A 19,628-nucleotide genomic window follows, 5' to 3' on the forward strand; every position below is an offset into this window, starting at 1 on the left:
GAGAGTCAGCCTATTTTATTGAAATCAAAATCTACACAGGAGGGACAATTGAAATGGAAAAGAAGACAGAACAGTATGATGTCGTCATTATCGGTGGCGGGGCTGCTGGATTAACAGCAGGGATCTATTGTGGACGAGCAAAATTGAAGACACTCCTTTTGGAAAAATCGCTGGTAGGCGGTCTTGCGACTTATACTAATGAAATAGAAAATTATCCTGGTTTTCCTGAAGGAACGACCGGAACAGACCTTATGGGATTATTTCATAAACAAGCCAAAAAATTTGGTGTTGATTTCAAAATGACAGATGTCAAATCTGTCTCGGTAGCAGAAGACATTAAAGTAGTGGAGACCTTTCGGGTACGATATGAGTGTAAAGTCATTATCATAGCCAGTGGAGGAAAACCAAGAATTACAGGTGCAGCTAATGAAGATATGTTCTTATATGATAAAGGGATTTCCTTCTGTGCAACCTGTGACGCTGCGGCAAATACGGGGAAAACAGTTATGGTCGTTGGCAGTGGTGATGCAGCTATTGAGGAAGGGATGTTTCTGACTAAGTTTGCTGATAAAGTGATCGTATCTGTCATGCATGATCATGGGAAAATGGATTGCAATGAAATTGCCAAAACGCAGGCACTAGAAAACCCTAAAATGGAATTCATGTGGAATACGGTGGTAAATTCTTTCGAAGGTGAGGAACGTTTAAATTCCGTCGTCCTGAAAAATTTAAAATCTAATGAACTGCAAAACGTAAAGGTCGATTCATGTTTCTTATTTATTGGATACACCCCGAACACAGAAGTTTTATCAGGGGTAGTAGATTTGAATCGTAATGGATATATACTTATTAATGAGAAAATGGAAACGAATATCCCTGGGGTCTTTGCAGCAGGAGATGTGTGCGATAAGTTTCTAAAACAAGTTGCTACCGCTGTTGGCGATGGTGCCATTGCAGGGTATGGTGCAGAGAAGTATATATCTGAATGTGAGGTGTATGAGCATCAAATTCTGAATCAAGGCAAAGCATCTGTTGTTTATTTATGGAATGCCACAGATCCTTCCTGTCGGGAGTTATTGCCTCTAATTGAAGGATTTGAGCAATCCCATTCGGATGTCAGGGTCACAAAGGTAGATGTATATAAGTCACCCGGACTTGCCGCCAAGCTAGGAATAGATTCAGTTCCTTCTATTGTTTATCTGGATAATGGGAAGGTCCAAAAAGTAATTACTGAAAAGATAAATGAAGAAATACTGAGTACTCTTGCTAATTAAGGAGAAAGTCAAAGACACATGCAGATGTTATCTCTGTATGTGTCTTTTTTTATTCAAGCTTAAGGAATATGAGACGAGCTAATGCAAGAGAGTGTCAAAGTATCAATAATAGTTGTTTTGTCATATATTTTTGAAAGCGCTTAAACCTTATGATTATTTTATAAATGTGGCAACTATAGCGGAGGGAGAAAGGACATCAATTATCTGTACATATCTTCAAAATCATCACAAGGAGGATTCACCTATGGCGAACGCAAGCGTCGCACCAGACAAGAGATCCGGACCGAATCTCAACAAGCAACGAACTAGCGGGATCAGACGCTTTTTTAAGCAAATAGATCTACAGCTTATGGTATTACCAGCACTTGTTCTAGTTTTTATTTTTGCCTATATCCCCATGTACGGGATTCTAATTGCATTCCAGGATTACAAGTTAGGGAATAGCTTTATTAGCAGTGACTGGGTTGGCTTAAAGCACTTTATTTACTTCTTTAATGCTCCTGAATTTGAAGTGGTTATGAAAAATACAATCATCATCAGCTTACTGAAGTTTTGTTTTGGATTTCCTGCACCGATTATTTTGGCGTTAATGCTGAACGAAGTTCGTAAGATGTTCTTTAAACGGGTTATTCAGACCGTTACATATTTGCCTCACTTCTTATCTTGGGTAGTTATCGGCTCAATGGTTACCTCGATGTTATCTGTAGATAACGGCAGTATAAATATGCTGCTTGAGAAATTGAAATTTATTGATGAACCGATCAACTTCCTTTCCATGACAGAATATTTCTGGGGCATTCTAGTTACAACCAATGTATGGAAAGAAATTGGATTTGCTTCAATCGTCTATTTAGCTGCCATTGCTGGTATTGACCCGCATTTATATGAAGCGGCTTCGATGGATGGTGCAAGTCGGTTTAAACAGATATATTTGATTACGTTGCCTTCAATTATGCCAGTTGTAATCATCTTTATGATTTTGGCAATCGGAAATCTGGTGAATGCAGGATTCGAAGATATTTTGATCCTAGCTTCTAATCCAGCACTACGAGAAGTGTCAGATTCAGTTGATGTATATGTTGTACGTGTCGGTATAGACAATTTCAGGTACTCCTATGCGACTGCTATCGGATTGTTCAAGGCCGTGATCAGCGTGACATTACTTACCTTTGCCAACTTCATTGCCAGAAGAGCAGGGAACAGCTTGTGGTAATGAATTACTCAATATAGGGGGACCAAACTATGAAACGTATTAATATAGGAGATCGAATATTTATAGGATTCATATATGTATTTTTGACCTTACTGGCATTTTCCGCCTTTTATCCATTTTGGAACTCACTTGTTATTTCCTTTAATGAGGGGATGGATACTTCGAAAGGTGGAGTTACTTTCTGGGTCCGTGAGTTCACGCTTGAGAATTATAAGATCGTTTTTGAAGATTCTCGTCTAATGGGTGGATTCGTCATTGCTACATTGCGGACGGTAATCGGTACAGTAACAGCGATACTGGCCACTTCGATATTCGCTTATGGAATGTCGAAGCGTGAACTGATGGGTCGCAAATACTACATGATTATGTGTATCATTACTATGTATTTCGGTGGGGGACTGATTCCGTCATACATGCTTATCAGAAGTTTAGGTCTCTTCAACTCATTTTGGGTGTTTATTATTCCTGCACTGGTCAGCGTATGGAATATGATCATATTCCGGACCTTCTTTCAAGGTCTTCCACAAGGTTTAGAGGAGTCAGCAAAGATTGACGGTTGCGGATATTGGGGGACTTTTGTCCGCATCGTACTTCCTTTGTCGGGACCAGTTATAGCAACATTATCTTTGTTCACAGCAGTAAATCACTGGAATGAGTGGTTCGTAGCGAGTATTTACATTACGAAAGAGGAGTTAATGCCGATTCAGACCATTTTAAGACAGATATTGTTCTCTAATATTGCTTCAGAACAGCTGTCAAATGTAGATGCAAGCTCCATTGCTCATATTAACTCGGCTAAGAAAATAACCTCGAAGTCATTAACGATGGCTACGATCATGGTTGCAACCATTCCGATTGTATGTGTGTATCCATTCCTACAAAGATTCTTCGTTAAAGGGGTCTTGGTCGGATCATTGAAAGAGTAGGATGATAGAATGAGATTGGGTTTAGAGCGTATTGCTTTGAACATAGATTACAAATTGAAAGGGGAAAATACATTGAAGACTAAGAGAAAGATGCTTCTCGGTATGATGTCTACCTTGCTATTAACGACTTTGGTGGCGGGTTGTAGTGGCAACAATTCAAGCGCTCCAGCGGCAACTGCTGAACCAGAGAAAGAAGGAGGAACAGCGGTCAACACAGCAACTGAAGCTCCTGCGGCTGATTTGTATGAATTAGGGAAAGAACCGCTTGAAGTCTCATTCTACGGAAATTACGGCTGGTATCAAATGCCGAAATGGGGCAAAGATGCTGCTTCTAAATGGATTTTAGATAATCTGAAGATTAATGTCACAGGAATTAGCTCTGGTGGTAATAACGCTCAAAAGCTGCAAACGATGATCGTTGGTAACGAGCTGCCGGATATTGTGTGGACCGAGAAAGGTGCTGACGTAGAACGTCTTCGCCAAGCGGATATGCTAGTTCCTTTAGATGAATATATTGATAAATATCCAAACTTTAAGAAATACCTAACAGCTGGACATTTGGAATTACTTCGTTCCCCTGATGGGAAGATTTATCAGCTGCCGAATTATTATACAACTCAACCAAACGGAAATGCCGGTTATGCTATTAATAAGAAGATTTACAAAGAGCTTGGTTCTCCTAAGCTAGAAACGACAGATGATTTGTATGCATATTTAAATGCTGTTAAGGCGAAGTTCCCTGACGTTATTCCGTTCGAGACAGGCTTAGCGAGAGATGGTAACGGAATTGACCAGTTATTTTCCTCTTTCAAAGAGAATAATCTGTCGTATACTAGAATATACGCCGTACCTGATGGCGACAAAATGGGTTCGATATACAAGGATGAAGGATTCCGTGAGTCTGTTGTATTTGCTGCTAAATTAATGCGTGAGAAGCTAATGACGCAGGATGCGAATACACAAACAGAAGATCAAATTAGAGAGAAAGCGATGAATGGCAAGTTTGCTGTTATTGCGACTTTTGATCCAATGAAATTGCTCGCCACTGCTGATGAAGAGATGAAGAAGACGGATCCAGAAGCTGGTTATATGTTTATTAAACCGATTTACAAAGCTGGTTTGGATCAAAGTAAGATTACTCCAGGAACGTACAATCAGTTAGGTTGGAACGTTGCTACAATCACTAAAAACGCTGAAAATCCAGAGGCTGTATTCGCTATGCTTGACTGGATGACAGGACCAGAAGGTTCTATGGTTCTTAACTGGGGTCCTCCAGGACCAGATGGTTATTGGGATGGATTTGAAGCAGATGGACTTACTCCTAAATTTAATAAAGATAAGTATCTGAATGAGCCAGAAGCTCTGTCCGAAATTAGCGGAAAAGCCGGTGACTTGGTATGGGTAGGTAATACAGTTTTCTTGGATAATACAAAGAAAATGATGTTGCAAACCCTTCCAGCTGACAAGATTGATTTTAGTAACCGTTGGCAGATGGAAGTTACTTGGGCTTCACAAGGTGACTTTACGGAGTTCCTGAATTGGGATCCGGCTCCAGACAGTGAAGAAGGTATTATTAGACAAAGTGTCAGAGATATCTGGTTAACAGCAAGAGCAAAATCTATGTATGCGAAGACTGATGCAGAAGCATTAGCAATTCTTGATAAAGCACATGAAGATTCTATCAAGGTTGGCTATGAGAAATTCCTCGATTATGTAACAAAAGTATGGACAGAAAATAAGAAAGCTTTAGGTAAATAATAATTTGTAATACGAAGGTTTGCTATTTAGCGAGCCTTCGTTTTTACGTCCCATTTCTAGTGCTCATTGCTTTATAAGCTGTTAGGTAAGAGAATGAATGGTATACTGAAAAAGATTGGTTAGTAGAATTCAGCAGGTTGGTTTAAAAACATTTCAAAGGAGGATTGTGTTGATGTACAACGTATTATTAGTAGACGATGAGATGCTTGATCTTGAAGGCATGAGACAATTCATTCCTTGGAATGAACTGGGTATGCAGGTCGTGGAGGCAGCGAATAACGCGTTTACCGCATGCGATATTTTAGAACAGCATGTTATTGATATTATTGTTAGTGATGTGAATATGCCGAATATGTCGGGTCTAGAGCTGGCTCGGATTGCCATAGAGAAAAAAAACGATATACGTGTGATTTTTGTAAGCGGTTACCAGGATTTCAGTTATGTGAAACAGGCGCTTTCGCTAAAAGCGTATAGCTATGTCCTTAAACCAATGGATGACAAGGAACTTATTGCTGCACTTCAGAAAGTTAAGCAGGATTTAGATGATGAAAGTAAACGGCGTGACGTTGAAGAAGCTTATCAGCATATGATTCCTATGGCCAAAAATGATTTGTTGATCCGCTTGTTTGAAGGGGAATGGGAGGGGGATACTCAAGCTGGAATGTTGAAGCTTATGAAATCCTACGGTCTGGATAAGCTGGAATGGCCTATACGTGTGGCGGTCTTGGAGCTGGACTATTTCAACTGGTTTCAAGAACAGGATAATCTAACTAAACATCTAATGTCCAAGGACTTTCTATATGAAGTGAATACAATTGCTCAGAAGCACGGGATGCCTCATTGCTATAAGGTATCGTCTTATCGAATCGCGTTGTTGATTAACGAACAGGAGATGGAGAGGTTTATTGAAGAAATTTATGACTCGATTCGTACAAAATTTCCTGTCACTATGACCGTAGGTGTAGGGAAGCCTACATTTGCTATGGAACAGGTCCACACCTCCTATCGGCAAGCTATGGAAGCCGTTGACGGAAAGATGTTTCTTGGCAAAGGCAAACTTATTATGTATGAAACGGTTAGCAGCGAACCTGGAATGATTGATGCCCGTACGTTGGATACCCGTATGGATACGCTTTTTAAAGCGATGAAAGAATATGAGTTAGTCCTTATTTATGATGAGATCGATAAGCTGTTCAGATCCGTGAGTAGTCTAAGATCTAAATTTACGATTCATAATCTAGCCATGTATATTATATGGAAGCTGGATCAGCAGTTGAAGGAGGTTAGCGAGGATTTATTTGAAATCTTAGGTATGGAGTTACATAGTTTAGATATTTTGCTTCAATTCGATACGATCAGTGATATACGCTCTTGGCTTGTACTCAAAACGTTTGAAATATCCGAGTACCTACGAAGCAAAACAGAGTCAGTGAACAATAAACTGATTAGAGAAATTATGCAAATGATGAAGGATAAGATGAGCGAGAATTTTACGTTAAAGGATATTGCACAGCAGTTCTCTTTCTCACCCAACTATTTGGGATATCTATTTAAAGAGGAAACTGGGAAAACGTTCAGCGAAGTACTCATTCAGCTGCGAATGGAACAAGCAGGCAAGCTTTTGAAAGATCCGAAGTATAAAATCTATGAAATCGCGAGCCAGGTAGGTTACCGTTATCTTCCTTACTTCAGCAGACAGTTCAAAGAAGCCTATGGTATGACACCTATGGAGTATCGTAAGCGGGAGAAGTGATGGGGGATGATGTTGCATGAAACAACCAAGAAGAAAACATAAGTATGTGCCGATAGGGTATAAATTAATGCTGACCTATATTTTTTTCATTATTATCCCTGTATCCGTGATCGGTTTTGTCTCTCACTCTATGTACAATGATTCATTACGCGAGCATACAAGTTCGAATATTAAAGGTACGTTGTTGCAGATTCGCGATAATATTGATTATAAAATGGGGGAAGTTATTCGGATATCAACGCAATTATATAGTGATTATGATTTCTATCGGAATTTGCGAAGTTATGAAGAAGGCTGGGAAAATTATGATAGGATGTCTATGAAGGTACTTCCAAAGCTGGACGTAGCTATTCAATCAACGGGTATGAGGATTGGGATGTCGCTATTTTTAAAGAATGAATCCATTCCTGAGATCTATTCGAATTCACTTGAGGGCTATCTGGATAATAGTAGCTTCTATCATCTTTACCATATGAAACGGATTGAAGGGAAATCCTGGTATTATGATTTTCCAACCGAGAAATACGCGGAGACTATGAAATGGTGGCAGATCGAGCGCGATGTAGAAAATAATCGGATCTCGTTGCTCCGTAGATTAATAGATACATACGACCCTCTCGTGCCTAAGGAGATTGGCTTCTTGCGGATTAATGTAGGCATTCCAGATCTGTTTAATAGTGTGAATTATACGAAGATAGGAAAAGGAAGTATTCTAATTTTAAAAAACGAGTTCGGAAGAACGATGTACCAATCGGGAGAACTACCAGAGCACTATACCAATGAAGCCGAACTTAATAAGGATTACCTGACGATTAGTGAAACAGTTACGGTTTCTAACCAAGCTTGGCAATTAAACGCGCTAGTTCCAATTACGATACTTGAACAGGATGCAGTGAAGGTACGACTGTTTATTATTTTAATGTGTCTCATCTGTTGTGTTGTCTTTAGTTTTGTCGGCATATTTATATCCCGATATTTTTCAATTCGGATTAATAAGTTCGTGTACGTGCTGAATGCCTATCGGGAAGGTGATCTTCACAAGCGTATTTCCTATCGAGGCAAGGATGAATTCTCTCAGATTGCAACCGCGTTAAATGATATGGGCGAGAATATCGATATGTTGATTAAAGAAGTATATTTGACGCAGCTCCAGAAGAAGGAAGCAGAGCTTGAAATTCTACAATCACAAATCAATCCTCATTTCCTATATAATACGTTGTCATCTATTATTCAATTAGCCAAGTTTGGTCAAAATGAAAAGCTGCAGCAGATGGTGCTGGAATTAGCGAAGTTTTATCGCCTGACGCTTAATGAAGGACGTACCATGATTCCGGTCCCCACTGAAATTGAACAAGCAAACGCTTATTTAGAAATTCAGAAAATTAAATACGGTGATCGTCTGGAAGTTATGTTTGATTTTGATACAGAAATCTGGCCTTATGAGACCATAAAACTGATTCTACAACCATTTATCGAGAACGTGCTGAAGCACGCCTGGTGTGGTGACCACATTCATTTACGCATTGTTGGGCGTAAAGAGGGCAATGATATTCTGTTCCGCATCATTGATGATGGAATCGGCATGAGACAGGAACGTATTGATCAAATTTTTGATCCAAAGGGCCATACGAATACAGGTTATGGGGTTCGTAATGTGGATCAGCGGATTAAACTGCAATATGGATCTGAGTATGGCGTAACCATTTTTAGTCGTGTCGGAATTGGCACTTCTGTTCAGATACTTATTCCGGCTAATAAGGGCAAGCGTGGCATTCGTTCGAATATTGTACATGATGAAAAGGGGTCTTAAAGCTAGTTTTTCTAGCCTAAGACCCCTTTAGCTTTAATTAGAACCCTTTATATTGAGGCTCTTCGGACTCTAATTCGGTTACCCGGTTCTCTACTTGAGTTACGATTTGTTGTGTTTGCTCAGCTGCGTTTGTGAACAAGGTTTTTGCACTCTCGTTTTGTGTTTCTAGTGCAAATTGTTCAAGACTGGCTTGAGCACCTTTTAAAGAAGATAAACATGTTTTTACTTGTGAGGCTACTGTCATTGAGTTTCTCTCCTCTGTGTTGGATTATTAGCATGACGATTGCTATTGTCCTCAAATGCATCTATCGTTATGCAGGAAAAAAATTCATGTTTGTAGTAATAGAGGATTTTCCATAAATAAGTAGTGAAATTCCGGAGTGAATGCGGCTTTATTGACAAATAATGAGTGTTAGTAAACAAGCTTTGATTCAAAAAGGAGGGTATTTGTAATGCCTGAGTGGTTGGAGGTTATAGTTCGAACGCTCTTTGCTGTGGTTGTACTTTTCTTTTTAACAAAATTACTGGGAAAGAGACAAGTATCGCAGCTCTCGTTCTTCGAGTATATTACGGGGATAACTGTCGGCAGCTTAGCCGCTTACATTTCTTTGGATACGGATAAGTTATGGCATTTAGGGCTCATTGCACTGATTGTATGGGTAGCTTGTTCTTTAGGGATCGAATACCTTCAGATGAAGAGTAAAAAAGCAAGAGACTTTATTGATTTCAGGTCTACCGTACTAATTAAGGACGGAAAAATTCTCGAAGATCACATGAAAAAAGAACGTTTAACCACAGATGAACTGCTGGAGGAGTTACGCAAAAAAGACGTTTTCAATATATCGGAAGTGGAATTTGCGATTATGGAATCTGATGGAGCCATAAATGTTTTACTTAAGAGTGAAAATCAGCCGCTAACCCCTAAGCAATTGGGTATAAAGGTTGCTCCAGAGAAAGAGTCACAAGTTGTCATTATGGATGGTAAAGTGCTCGACAAACCATTAGATACTCTAAATCTAACGCGAAGCTGGCTTGATGGTGCCCTTGAAAAAATGGGTCTGACTGTTGAAAATGTGTTTCTTGGACAAGTTGATTCTTATGGTGAGCTGACAGTCGATTTGTATGCCGATAACTTTAAAGTCCCACAGCCGCAGGATAAGCCACAATTATATGCTTTGCTGAAAAAGTGTGAAGCTGATTTAGAGATGTTCAGTTTATCAACAGATAACGAAAAAGCTAAAAAAATGTATGAACAATGTTCGGAGCAATTGCAAGCTTCACTGAAGGTTTTGAAACCGTTAATTCAAAACTAAGGGTATAGATAAGGCACTCTCGAGTGAGATCGAGGGTGTTTTTTATATTAATTTAAATAAATGTAATAATATGGGCACAAAGTAGCTGTACAACTTCAAAATATTAATTATAGTTGAGATTAGGCTGGAGTTATAGATGACACAGGATTGGAGGAATGTCCTCGCTTTTTATTTAAATCACAAAAACAAGGAGGAAGATGTTCACGTGAAACTAAAAGGACAATTTTCATTCGTAATTATGGTTACGCTTACAACTTCGCTGGTTCTAGGTAATTTGGTATGGAGTAACCCTACCGCACAGGCAGCAAATATTTTTAGCAATGATTTTGAGAATGGAAATGCCGACAATTGGACGAGTACAACAGGAACTTGGTCTGTAGTTGAAGAGAGTGGCAATCATATGTATTATCAATCCAGTCAAAACGAAGGACGTTCGTTCTCCGGTAGCAACACGTGGACAGATTACAGTGTTCAAGCCGATGTGAAGATTGATAATTTCAATGGAACTAATCGAACTTATGTGTGCGGGCGCTATGTTGACGGAAATAACTATTATGCTGCATCTCTATCTAACAGTAATGGTGGGACGCTTGAAATACGAAAAAAGGTGAATGGTTCAAGTTCAACACTGGCTAGTAAAACTGATTTTCCTATAACCACTGGAACTGCCTATACAGTTAGGCTGGAGCTTAGTGGAGATTCGCTTAAAATGTATGTAAATGATGTTTTGCAGTTAAATGCACACGATAACAATTTGACGGCAGGAGGTATTGGACTTGTAGCTTATAAGACAGCAGCGAAGTTCGACAATATCAATGTCTCCGATATCACAACGGGCACTCCGACATCTACGCCTACCGTAGCACCAACAATTGCACCAACGGTAGCTCCTACGGCTACTCCAACAGCAAGCGCAACCCCCACTGCGACAGTAGCTCCAACCGCCACTCCAACTGCAACACCAATTGCAGGCTCGATTTATGTAGCCCCTAATGGTCTGGACAGCAACGCAGGAACAATTGGTAGTCCAACCACACTGGCCTCAGCGATTACGAAGGTAGCCCCCGGGGAAACCATCTATATGCGTGGAGGGGTTTACACGTATTCTTCAACAATAATTGTTGGACAAGATAATAGCGGAAGCTCTAACTTACGAAAGAACATCGCTGCATATGGGACTGAGAAGCCTATACTGGATTTTTACGCCCAGCCATTTGACCCAGCTCAACGTGGTTTGCAGATATACGGAAACTACTGGAAGGTAAAAGGATTAGAGATAAGAGGCTCAGGAGACAATGGGCTCTTTATTGGCGGGAACTATAACATTATTGAGAATGTTGAAACCCATCATAATCGGGATTCGGGACTGCAAATCAGCCGTTATGCTTCATCTCTGACCAGCATGAGTCAATGGCCGAGCTATAATCAAATCATTGGAGTATACTCTCATGATAATTATGATCCAGATAATGGAGAAGACGCTGATGGTTTTGCTGCTAAGCTGACTATAGGTCCTGGTAACGTATTTGATAAATGTATAGCTGCATGGAATACAGATGACGGCTGGGATCTTTACAGTAAATCAGAAACAGGCCCCATCGGAGTGGTGACGATCAAGAATAGTATCTCCTATAAGAACGGACAGACCTCAGATGGAAATTCAACGGCAAACAGCGATGGGAATGGATTCAAACTAGGTGGTGAAAAGATTGCAGTAAACCACATTGTACTGAATAGCATCGCATTTCAAAATAAAAAACACGGATTCACTTACAACAGTAATCCAGGTTCCATCCAGTTAACAAATAATACTTCTTGGAGTAACGGACAGAGTAACTTTGCTTTTGATACCGGTACTCACCAATTTACGAACAACTTGTCTTTTGCAGGAGGATCGAGCGATAAAACAAGTGGCACCGATATTCTAAGTACTAATGTGTGGTGGAAGAGTAATGCAAGTACCAATGCCAAGGGTTTGGTAGCCAGTGCCGCTGATTTTGTAAGTCTTACGCCTTCAGTGGTGCGAAATGCTGATGGATCTTTTAGTCTGGGCAGTTTCCTCAAATTAACTGGGGGTAGCGACCTAATCGGATCTGGAACACCTAGCGGAACTAATATTGGTGCTACATTTCCTTGATTTGAAATCTAGGGGTTTGATGGGCATGAGTTCGGTACTATACCGGACTCATGCCTTTTTGCTCTGATATAAGAATAAACCTTCCATTTCATTGGCAAACTAAGCCAGATTAACAAGTCACAATCTTGGAGGTATGCCGCAGATGTCTGGAATTATTGAAACAATTAAAGAACAACTAGAGGGATCTAGTGATGCAGTTTTTCAATCCATTCGCCTTCACGGGCATTCCTGCCACTTGATCTATATCCCATTCATTGTGAATTCCCTGAGTCTTCATAAGGATATTGCATTGCCGCTAAGAAATGAAGCAAATTCAGAGCACAAATGGTCTGATTTTTTAGAACGACTGGATCGAGGAGCTGTTTTTCCAATCCCGTATCTTAAGGAGTTTGACTTAAACAAGGCTGTAGATCTGATCGTCGCTGGAAAAGTAGTGCTTTGTTTTGAAGAGCTTCCTTATGTTTATTATTTTGAGATCACGCAATATCAGAAAAGATCGGTCACGGAATCACAAAATGAACTTGTGGTGATTGGACCTCAAGAGGCATTTATTGAAGATATTGAAACGAATCTGTCCCTGCTCCGACACAAAATTAAACATCCGGATCTAAAGACTATTCATTATACGATTGGTAAATATACAAAAACCGATGTGTATGTTGTATACATTGAAGGTCTTTATAAAAAAGAAGTTCTTGCTGAAATTGAAAAGCAAATAAATGAAATAGAAATTGACGGAATATTGGGCATTAGTTATATATCGGAACAATTGCGGAAGGGGAACTTGACACCATTTCCGGTATTTCAATATACAGAACGCCCCGACTCGGTGGCAGCTTCTTTAATGGAAGGCCGGATTGGAATATTACAGGATGGCACACCCACTGCAATGATTGCACCTACATCTTTTTTTACAATGCTACAATCCTCTGAGGATTATTATCAAAGCTTCTATGCAGCAAGCTGGATTCGAATCGTTCGATTTGTGTTCTCCATCATATCCATGATTCTTCCATCGCTTTATGTTGCGATTACAACCTTTCATCCTCAGATCATTCCCTCAAACCTGTTAATTACGATAGCATCTGCCAGAGAGAATATTCCTTTCTCAGCCTTGACTGAGGCTTTAATCATGGAGCTTACCTTCGAGGCCCTTAGAGAAGCTGGAACCCGAATACCAAAGCCTGTGGGCCAGACCGTTTCTATTATTGGGGGTATAGTCATCGGTCAAGCTGCGGTACAAGCAGGAATTGTATCTGCTCCAATGGTCATTGTGGTTTCTATTACCGGAATTGCCACCTACATCATTCCCCATTATGAGCTGGGTTTGACTTTTCGTTTACTTCGTTTCCCTTTATTGATTATGGGGGGGACGATGGGATTACTCGGGGTATATATTACAGCCTTTTTGATTTACGGGCATCTGGCTAATCTTAGGCCGTTAGGTTCACCGTATTTACAACCCGTTGCTCCTTTGGTGTTACAAGACTGGAAGGACACATTATCTCGTTTTCCCTCTAACTATATGAAGAAACGAAGCAACATTTATAGCAACAGGAATCTAAGGAGACAGAAACAAAAATGAGAACTCTAAAAATTGGAGTTGTTATACTTCTACTCCTAAATGTAACAGGCTGCTGGTCGTCCAAGGTGGAACTGGACGAATTAACCTTTGTATACGGCTTGTTTATAGATGTAGGCAAAGAAGCAGGCACCGTTGAAATTACGATTAACTCTCCTTTGCCCAATCGTCTTAACTCATCAAGCCAACCCGCTAGTGGTGGCGGCGATGGAAATAGTTATTCTACAGTTTCCAAGACCGCAGATACGATAGCAGATGCCATGTTACTAGTCCAAAAAGACCTAACACGTCAGCTTAGTCTTTCCCAATTAAAAATAATCGTCTTAGGGAAAGCTTATGCAGAACAAGGAATCGGTGAACTTCTGTTATGGATTAGACGAGAGCCAGCCCTTCCCCTTGGAACCTATGTCATGGCGAGTCCCGGCAGTGCCAAAGAGATGAATACATTAACACCTATCTACGAACAATTGCCTTCTGATGTACTAATGAGCTTTGGAACAGAAAAATATATGTTTTCAACTACAATCAAGGACTGCTTGTTCGCCGAGGCATCTGGAGTTGGGTTTGCTATAAATAATCTTTCATTTGGTAAAAAAGAGGAAACTACAAAAGAAGGTAAACCACAATATTGGGCAGGCATTCAAGGGGCCATGTTGTTTCAGAATGAGAAAATGAAGGGAATACTAAAGCTTAAAGAAGGTAGGGCATTGGCATGGGCCGCAGGCAAGCTTAAGCTGTCGGTTTATTCTGTTACCTGGGATGGAGGAGAAAGTGCGGCAAGTGTTGTATTTGTTAGCACCAAAGCTTCAAAGAAAGTAAAACTAACGGATAAAGGCCCAGTGTTCACAGTGAAATTAAAAGGAAAAGCTAGTGTGATTTATTTAAGGGACCCTAAGAAAAGAAATCTAGAAGAGATCAGTAATATCATTACAGAGAAACTAAGCGATAAAATTACTGCTAATCTGACCGAAGCTATACGTTTATCCCAAGAAGCAGGTGCGGATGTTCTACAACTCGGCATGTTACTGGAATGGAATGATCCGAAACTTTGGAAGGAAGTAAGAGAACGTTGGGATAATTACTACACTCACGAGGCAGATATTAAGGTGGCAACGGACTTTCGCATTGTAGATTTTGGAACAGCAAAATAAAGAACTGAGGAATGAAAAGTTATGCGTACAACAAAGTGGCAGCTGTTCCGGTTTATCACTATTTTTTTCAGCTCACAAACCACCATTTTTTTGATTCCAACTATTATTGCTAGTTCCTCCTATCAAGGCTGGATTGCATTAATAGTTGGCTCTTTATTAGGCTTGATTTTATTATGGTTTACAATCTATGTTGGTAAGCTGCGACCTAATCAAGCTTGGGTTCACTTTGGAAAAGAGATCATTGGCAAATGGCCACATAAATTTATGCTACTGGTCCTACTATGCTGGTGTGTTTATTATGTTTCTTACGATATAGAGAACTTTGTACTATTCTTTGGTTCAAATTATTTAAGAGGAACTCCGCCGCTGTTTATTCAGCTTGTAATTGGTTTGGTGATTATGTACACAGCAAGTCTAGGTTTTGTAACGATTACATATATGGCCGACGGATTATTTATTATTTTTCTAATAACCACGATCATTTTATTTAATTTGTTCCTTTCGAACGCGGATTTTAATATGTTACCAGCTTTTATTCATTATCATGATCCTGGAATCGCCATGAAAGACTCTATTGTGGTCATGTCATGGTTTGGAGAATGGATTGTTCTCTTGTTCGTTGCACCTGATTTAAAAATTGAAGCAAAGATGTTAAAAAGATTGGTATTTGCACAGCTCTATGTATCAATCACTGTCTTAATTGGATGGATATTGACGATGCTGAGTTTTGGTCCACATCTTGGTCAGCAGCTCCAATATCCTTTTCTTGAGATGGTGCGTAGTTCGAAAGAAGAGAATTTATTAGGGAATACTGACCCGCTTTTGATTGGAATATGGTCGTCATCTATGTTTATTCACAGCTCTTTCCTTATCTACATAGCTTCAAAATGTCTATCGAGTTTGTTCAATACTAATGGTAAAAAAATTTACGTTCCTCTTTTAACACTGACTTCAGTGACAATAGCATACTTATATTCACGAAACGTCGGCAGATATTACGAACACTATAAAAGCTTTGCAATTGTGATCATTTGGCTAATCGTAGAAAGCATACCTATCTTTTATGGGATTGTAGCTTTCATTCGATATCGGCATAAGACTGTGAAATGAAAATCGAAAGGATGACGGGGGCTGTCTAATTATGGACAGTGCCTTTTTTGTGTGAATTATAAATTGGGTACGCTTTCTGTTATGATTAAAGCACTTATTACATAATTATCCTCAGATTGGATGGTGCATTCACATGAATCTTCAAGAAGTTACTGAACTTATCAAATCTATTAGGGCCAATCTTGCCAAAGTCATTGTAGGAAAAGAGGATGGAGTAGACCTGCTGCTGACCGCATTACTTGCGAATGGACATGTTCTGCTGGAAGATGTACCAGGAACGGGTAAAACCTTGCTCGCAAAGGTTCTTGCCAAATCATTAGATTGTTCATTTAAGCGCATTCAATTTACACCGGATTTATTGCCTTCTGATTTAAGCGGGATCAACTATTACAATCAGAAGACGGGAGAGTTTCAGTTCAGACCGGGTCCGGTATTTGCTAATATACTGCTGGCTGACGAAATTAATCGTGCAACACCTAGAACTCAATCCAGCCTATTAGAGTGTATGGAGGAACGGCAAATTACTATCGATGGCGTAACGCACGGATTAGAAGCACCATTTCTTGTCATTGCTACTCAGAATCCGATAGACAACCAAGGGACCTTCCCACTGCCTGAGGCTCAGTTAGATCGATTTTTGATGCGGATTACTACGGGTTATCCTACCTTCGATGAAGGGATACATATTTTACAGCGTTTTCGTGAGAATAATCCGCTCGAAGAGTCTTTTCCTGTAGCAACGGCACAAGATATTCAAGCCGCACAGCGTTTAGCCGCATCGGTAAGTATCAGTGATGATTTATTAGGTTATATCGTACGGATAACGGAAGCTACCCGCAAATCTACGGCAGTAAAACTGGGGGCGAGTCCACGTGCTAGTGGCGCGTTGCTTAGATCAGCTCAGGGATATGCACTTATTCAAGGCAGATCTTATGTAACACCGGATGATATCAAAGCCGTAGCTGTTTCCGTGCTTGCACATCGTCTGCTGCTTCATCGGGGATTAGGCTCAAGAGAGGGACAAGCCGCGGATATTGTATTGCAAGTGCTACGTGAAGTTGAGGTGCCTGCTGAACCCGTGACGTCCTTAAGAGGCGGAAAGGTGGAATGACCTATGGCTTTGCCTTGGTTCATTTTCATTACTGTGGCGTTGGTGTTACTTCTTGCTGACATTTATAAACGGAATGGCCTGAAAGCGCTTAGTTATTCTCGCTATTTTTCACGCAAGACTGCTTATGAAGGAGAACGTATTGAGATGATCGAGGAGATCGTTAATGCGAAACTTCTTCCTTTGCCGTGGCTCCGATTGGAGTCTAGTATTGCGAGAGGTCTGGAATTTGGAAGTCAGGATAATCTTGGGATTAGTACAGGAGAAATCTCTCAGAATCATATTAGTTTATTCTATTTAAAATCTTATCGTCATATTAAAAGACGGCATCAGGTGACATGTGAGCGTCGTGGTTTATATCGTTTGGAATCCGTGACAATGACAACGGGAGATCCATTTGGTTTGACTCGAAAAAACAAAACGTATCCACTCGAGTTAGAGTTATTGATCTATCCCGTTCTGCTGAATCTAGACGAGCTTCCATTGCCCATTCATAGCTGGCTGGGTGAGCTTCCTGTGAAAAGATGGATCGTTGAAGACCCTTTTCTGACTGCTGGCATTCGTGAGTATAGCTCAGGAGATTCTATGGGATTGGTAAACTGGAAGGCTACAGCACGTACTGGTGTTATGCAGGTTCATAAAAAAGATTATACTGCTGACTCCCGACTCGTCATCTGTCTGAATATAGAGGACAGTGATTCCATGTGGAGAACGGTGACTGATGTGGAACGAATCGAGCAAGGAATAAGATATGCAGCGACTATAGCTGAATACGCAATGCAGCATGGAATTGAGACCGGATTAATCTGTAATGGCAGATTGGACGATGCTGGCGAAAGAGATCCAATTGAAGCAGAGCCGATGGCTCAGCTCGAAGATATGTTAGAGCTGCTGGCAAGGCTGAAGCTGGATAGAACACTTCCTATGAGTCGACTATTGGAATTGCAGGTTGAGAGTGGAATTAGTGACACAGACTTTCTAATCATAAGCTGCCATAGAGGAGCAGAATTGCAAAAGGCGACGGATCTCCTAATGCAGCAAGGCAATGGTGTGGAATGGCTGGATATTCCGGAACAAGGGAGAGAGAGCGCATGAAGCTTACGTTGTCTGGCTATGTAAGGGAAACAGTCAAACTCTGGTTGTGGTCTGTTATTGAATTGTTGCTATTTCTACCGGTTTGGGTTCTATTTCAGATTTATTTGTTGCCCCAACAAGATGAACAAATATGGTTGATTGCGCTGCCTATACTAGCTTTAGCGGGCATTCTTTTGCGCAATTTTTGCAATGTAAGATGGAAGCAATTGCTTGCCGCCTTAATCCTCGGGGTATTATTAGGTGCGGTTTCAGGGAGTTTATCCATCGAAAGCCTTCCCTTAGGTGTGGCTGGATTTATATGTACATTTTTAGGGATGACGGTAGACTCTAGAAATAATAGATTCAGAATGTTTTGGATAGGTATAATAATCTATTTTGTAGCTACTATAGCGTTTCATAGAGTTCCTGAATTGGAGCCAAGTGTGCCGTTATTGACCTGGTGTGGCAGTCTGTATTTAATACTGACTTTACTTATTTCTAATAGCAGCTATATACGATACAGCGCACTTACTGAAGAGAATGAAACGCTGCCCAAAGGGATACAACGGAATAATCGTATATATGTCATTGTGATTGGAGTTATTGCAGCTGTACTAGCAGCAGGTGTCGGCAAAACTATAGGAACACTGGTATGGAGACTCTTACGCTCATTTTTCAATTTTATTAATCAGTTATTTTCTGGCACAAAAGAACCAGAGCCTCCGCCAGCAGAATTGCCGCCAGCAACGCCGATGTTACCACCTGTTGGCGAGCAAAAGCGTGGCTGGCTAGCTATTATACTAGAATACGGGTTTTATATTTTGGCGGCGGTATTATTGGGATTTGTAGCCTATTATGCACTTCGCTGGTTGTACAGAAATGCAGGAGAAAAATGGCGGAAAGCCATAGATGCAGTGTTATCGATGTTACGTAGGGAACATACCCCTAAGAATAATACAGCATATCTTGACGAGGAGAAAAGCGTCTTTACTTGGGAACAAACCGTTCGAGGGTTAAAGGATTTCTGGAGCTCCCATCTTCCTTCAAAACATCGTAAGGATCGCTGGGATCAGATGAATGGCGAGCAGGAACGTGTCCGATGGCTTTATCGGCGGTGGCTTAATATAAAGCGCGAAAACGGTTATGAAATGAAAAGTTATCTTACGCCGCAGGAAACAAAAAGGGATGTTTTGCTATGGGGAGATCGTAGCAAGCATAAACGTAAGGGTGATGCAGATTCTTTAGCAGCAGACCAATTGATTGAAGTATATGAAAAAGTTAGATACGGAGAAGACCAGCCTGCCGCTTCTGATATTACAGCTTTGAAAAATCAACTGAAATTATAGAATCATTTTCAGAATACATGCAAATTGGAACAAATAGGTTACAAAAGACCTGTAAGAGTTACAACATGGATAC

Annotated in this window: 15 protein-coding genes; 14 read left to right on the plus strand and 1 reads right to left on the minus strand. The window is 40.4% G+C overall.

The window, feature by feature from the left end:
• Positions 1-53 precede the first annotated feature (53 nt).
• The 6 genes from NYE35_RS14830 to NYE35_RS14855 all read left to right on the plus strand — a co-directional run bounded on the left by NYE35_RS14830 (position 54) and on the right by NYE35_RS14855 (position 8,734).
• Complete coding sequence (locus tag NYE35_RS14830) at positions 54-1,274, plus strand: FAD-dependent oxidoreductase (RefSeq protein WP_076105589.1); 1,221 nt, start codon at positions 54-56, stop codon at positions 1,272-1,274.
• Between the two features lie 244 nt (positions 1,275-1,518).
• Positions 1,519-2,487: an ABC transporter permease gene (locus NYE35_RS14835; RefSeq protein ID WP_076129315.1), complete on the plus strand. Its 969-nt coding sequence runs from the start codon at positions 1,519-1,521 to the stop codon at positions 2,485-2,487.
• Positions 2,488-2,516: 29 nt separating this feature from the next.
• On the plus strand, positions 2,517-3,413 hold the full coding sequence (locus tag NYE35_RS14840) for a carbohydrate ABC transporter permease (protein ID WP_036678249.1): 897 nt from the start codon (positions 2,517-2,519) through the stop codon (positions 3,411-3,413).
• Between the two features lie 72 nt (positions 3,414-3,485).
• Complete coding sequence (locus tag NYE35_RS14845; protein WP_341121481.1) at positions 3,486-5,171, plus strand: extracellular solute-binding protein; 1,686 nt, start codon at positions 3,486-3,488, stop codon at positions 5,169-5,171.
• A 172-nt stretch (positions 5,172-5,343) separates the two neighbouring features.
• Positions 5,344-6,924: a response regulator gene (locus tag NYE35_RS14850; protein WP_341121483.1), complete on the plus strand. Its 1,581-nt coding sequence runs from the start codon at positions 5,344-5,346 to the stop codon at positions 6,922-6,924.
• A gap of 16 nt (positions 6,925-6,940) precedes the next feature.
• Complete coding sequence (locus NYE35_RS14855) at positions 6,941-8,734, plus strand: sensor histidine kinase (protein WP_036678245.1); 1,794 nt, start codon at positions 6,941-6,943, stop codon at positions 8,732-8,734.
• Positions 8,735-8,771: 37 nt separating this feature from the next.
• Here NYE35_RS14855 and NYE35_RS14860 read toward each other — a convergent pair whose 3' ends face one another.
• Positions 8,772-8,978, minus strand: coding sequence for a DUF1657 domain-containing protein (locus tag NYE35_RS14860; protein ID WP_036678243.1), 207 nt, complete (start codon positions 8,976-8,978; stop codon positions 8,772-8,774).
• A 208-nt stretch (positions 8,979-9,186) separates the two neighbouring features.
• Here NYE35_RS14860 and NYE35_RS14865 point away from each other — a divergent pair, with 208 nt between their 5' ends.
• The 8 genes from NYE35_RS14865 (at position 9,187) to NYE35_RS14900 (ending at position 19,555) form a co-directional block, all read left to right on the plus strand.
• On the plus strand, positions 9,187-10,047 hold the full coding sequence (locus NYE35_RS14865; protein WP_341121486.1) for a DUF421 domain-containing protein: 861 nt from the start codon (positions 9,187-9,189) through the stop codon (positions 10,045-10,047).
• Between the two features lie 871 nt (positions 10,048-10,918).
• Positions 10,919-12,184, plus strand: coding sequence for a right-handed parallel beta-helix repeat-containing protein (locus tag NYE35_RS14870; RefSeq protein WP_370510602.1), 1,266 nt, complete (start codon positions 10,919-10,921; stop codon positions 12,182-12,184).
• A 142-nt stretch (positions 12,185-12,326) separates the two neighbouring features.
• Positions 12,327-13,769 (plus strand): spore germination protein, encoded by a 1,443-nt coding sequence (locus NYE35_RS14875; RefSeq protein ID WP_411830555.1) that lies wholly within the window; start codon positions 12,327-12,329, stop codon positions 13,767-13,769.
• Positions 13,766-14,917, plus strand: coding sequence for a Ger(x)C family spore germination protein (locus NYE35_RS14880; RefSeq protein ID WP_036678233.1), 1,152 nt, complete (start codon positions 13,766-13,768; stop codon positions 14,915-14,917). The genes NYE35_RS14875 and NYE35_RS14880 overlap by 4 nt, the downstream gene beginning before the upstream one ends.
• 21 nt (positions 14,918-14,938) lie before the next feature.
• The gene (locus NYE35_RS14885) at positions 14,939-16,027 is read left to right on the plus strand and encodes a GerAB/ArcD/ProY family transporter (RefSeq protein WP_076296751.1); all 1,089 of its coding nucleotides are present in this window, start codon (positions 14,939-14,941) and stop codon (positions 16,025-16,027) included.
• Between the two features lie 133 nt (positions 16,028-16,160).
• Complete coding sequence (locus NYE35_RS14890) at positions 16,161-17,138, plus strand: AAA family ATPase (protein ID WP_036678228.1); 978 nt, start codon at positions 16,161-16,163, stop codon at positions 17,136-17,138.
• 3 nt (positions 17,139-17,141) lie between these two features.
• Positions 17,142-18,230: a DUF58 domain-containing protein gene (locus NYE35_RS14895; protein ID WP_036678226.1), complete on the plus strand. Its 1,089-nt coding sequence runs from the start codon at positions 17,142-17,144 to the stop codon at positions 18,228-18,230.
• On the plus strand, positions 18,227-19,555 hold the full coding sequence (locus NYE35_RS14900; protein WP_341121489.1) for a hypothetical protein: 1,329 nt from the start codon (positions 18,227-18,229) through the stop codon (positions 19,553-19,555). The genes NYE35_RS14895 and NYE35_RS14900 overlap by 4 nt, the downstream gene beginning before the upstream one ends.
• Positions 19,556-19,628: the final 73 nt, after the last annotated feature.

The organism is Paenibacillus sp. FSL L8-0494 (genome assembly GCF_038003695.1).
Classification (GTDB): Bacteria; Bacillota; Bacilli; order Paenibacillales; family Paenibacillaceae; genus Paenibacillus_AQ; species Paenibacillus_AQ odorifer.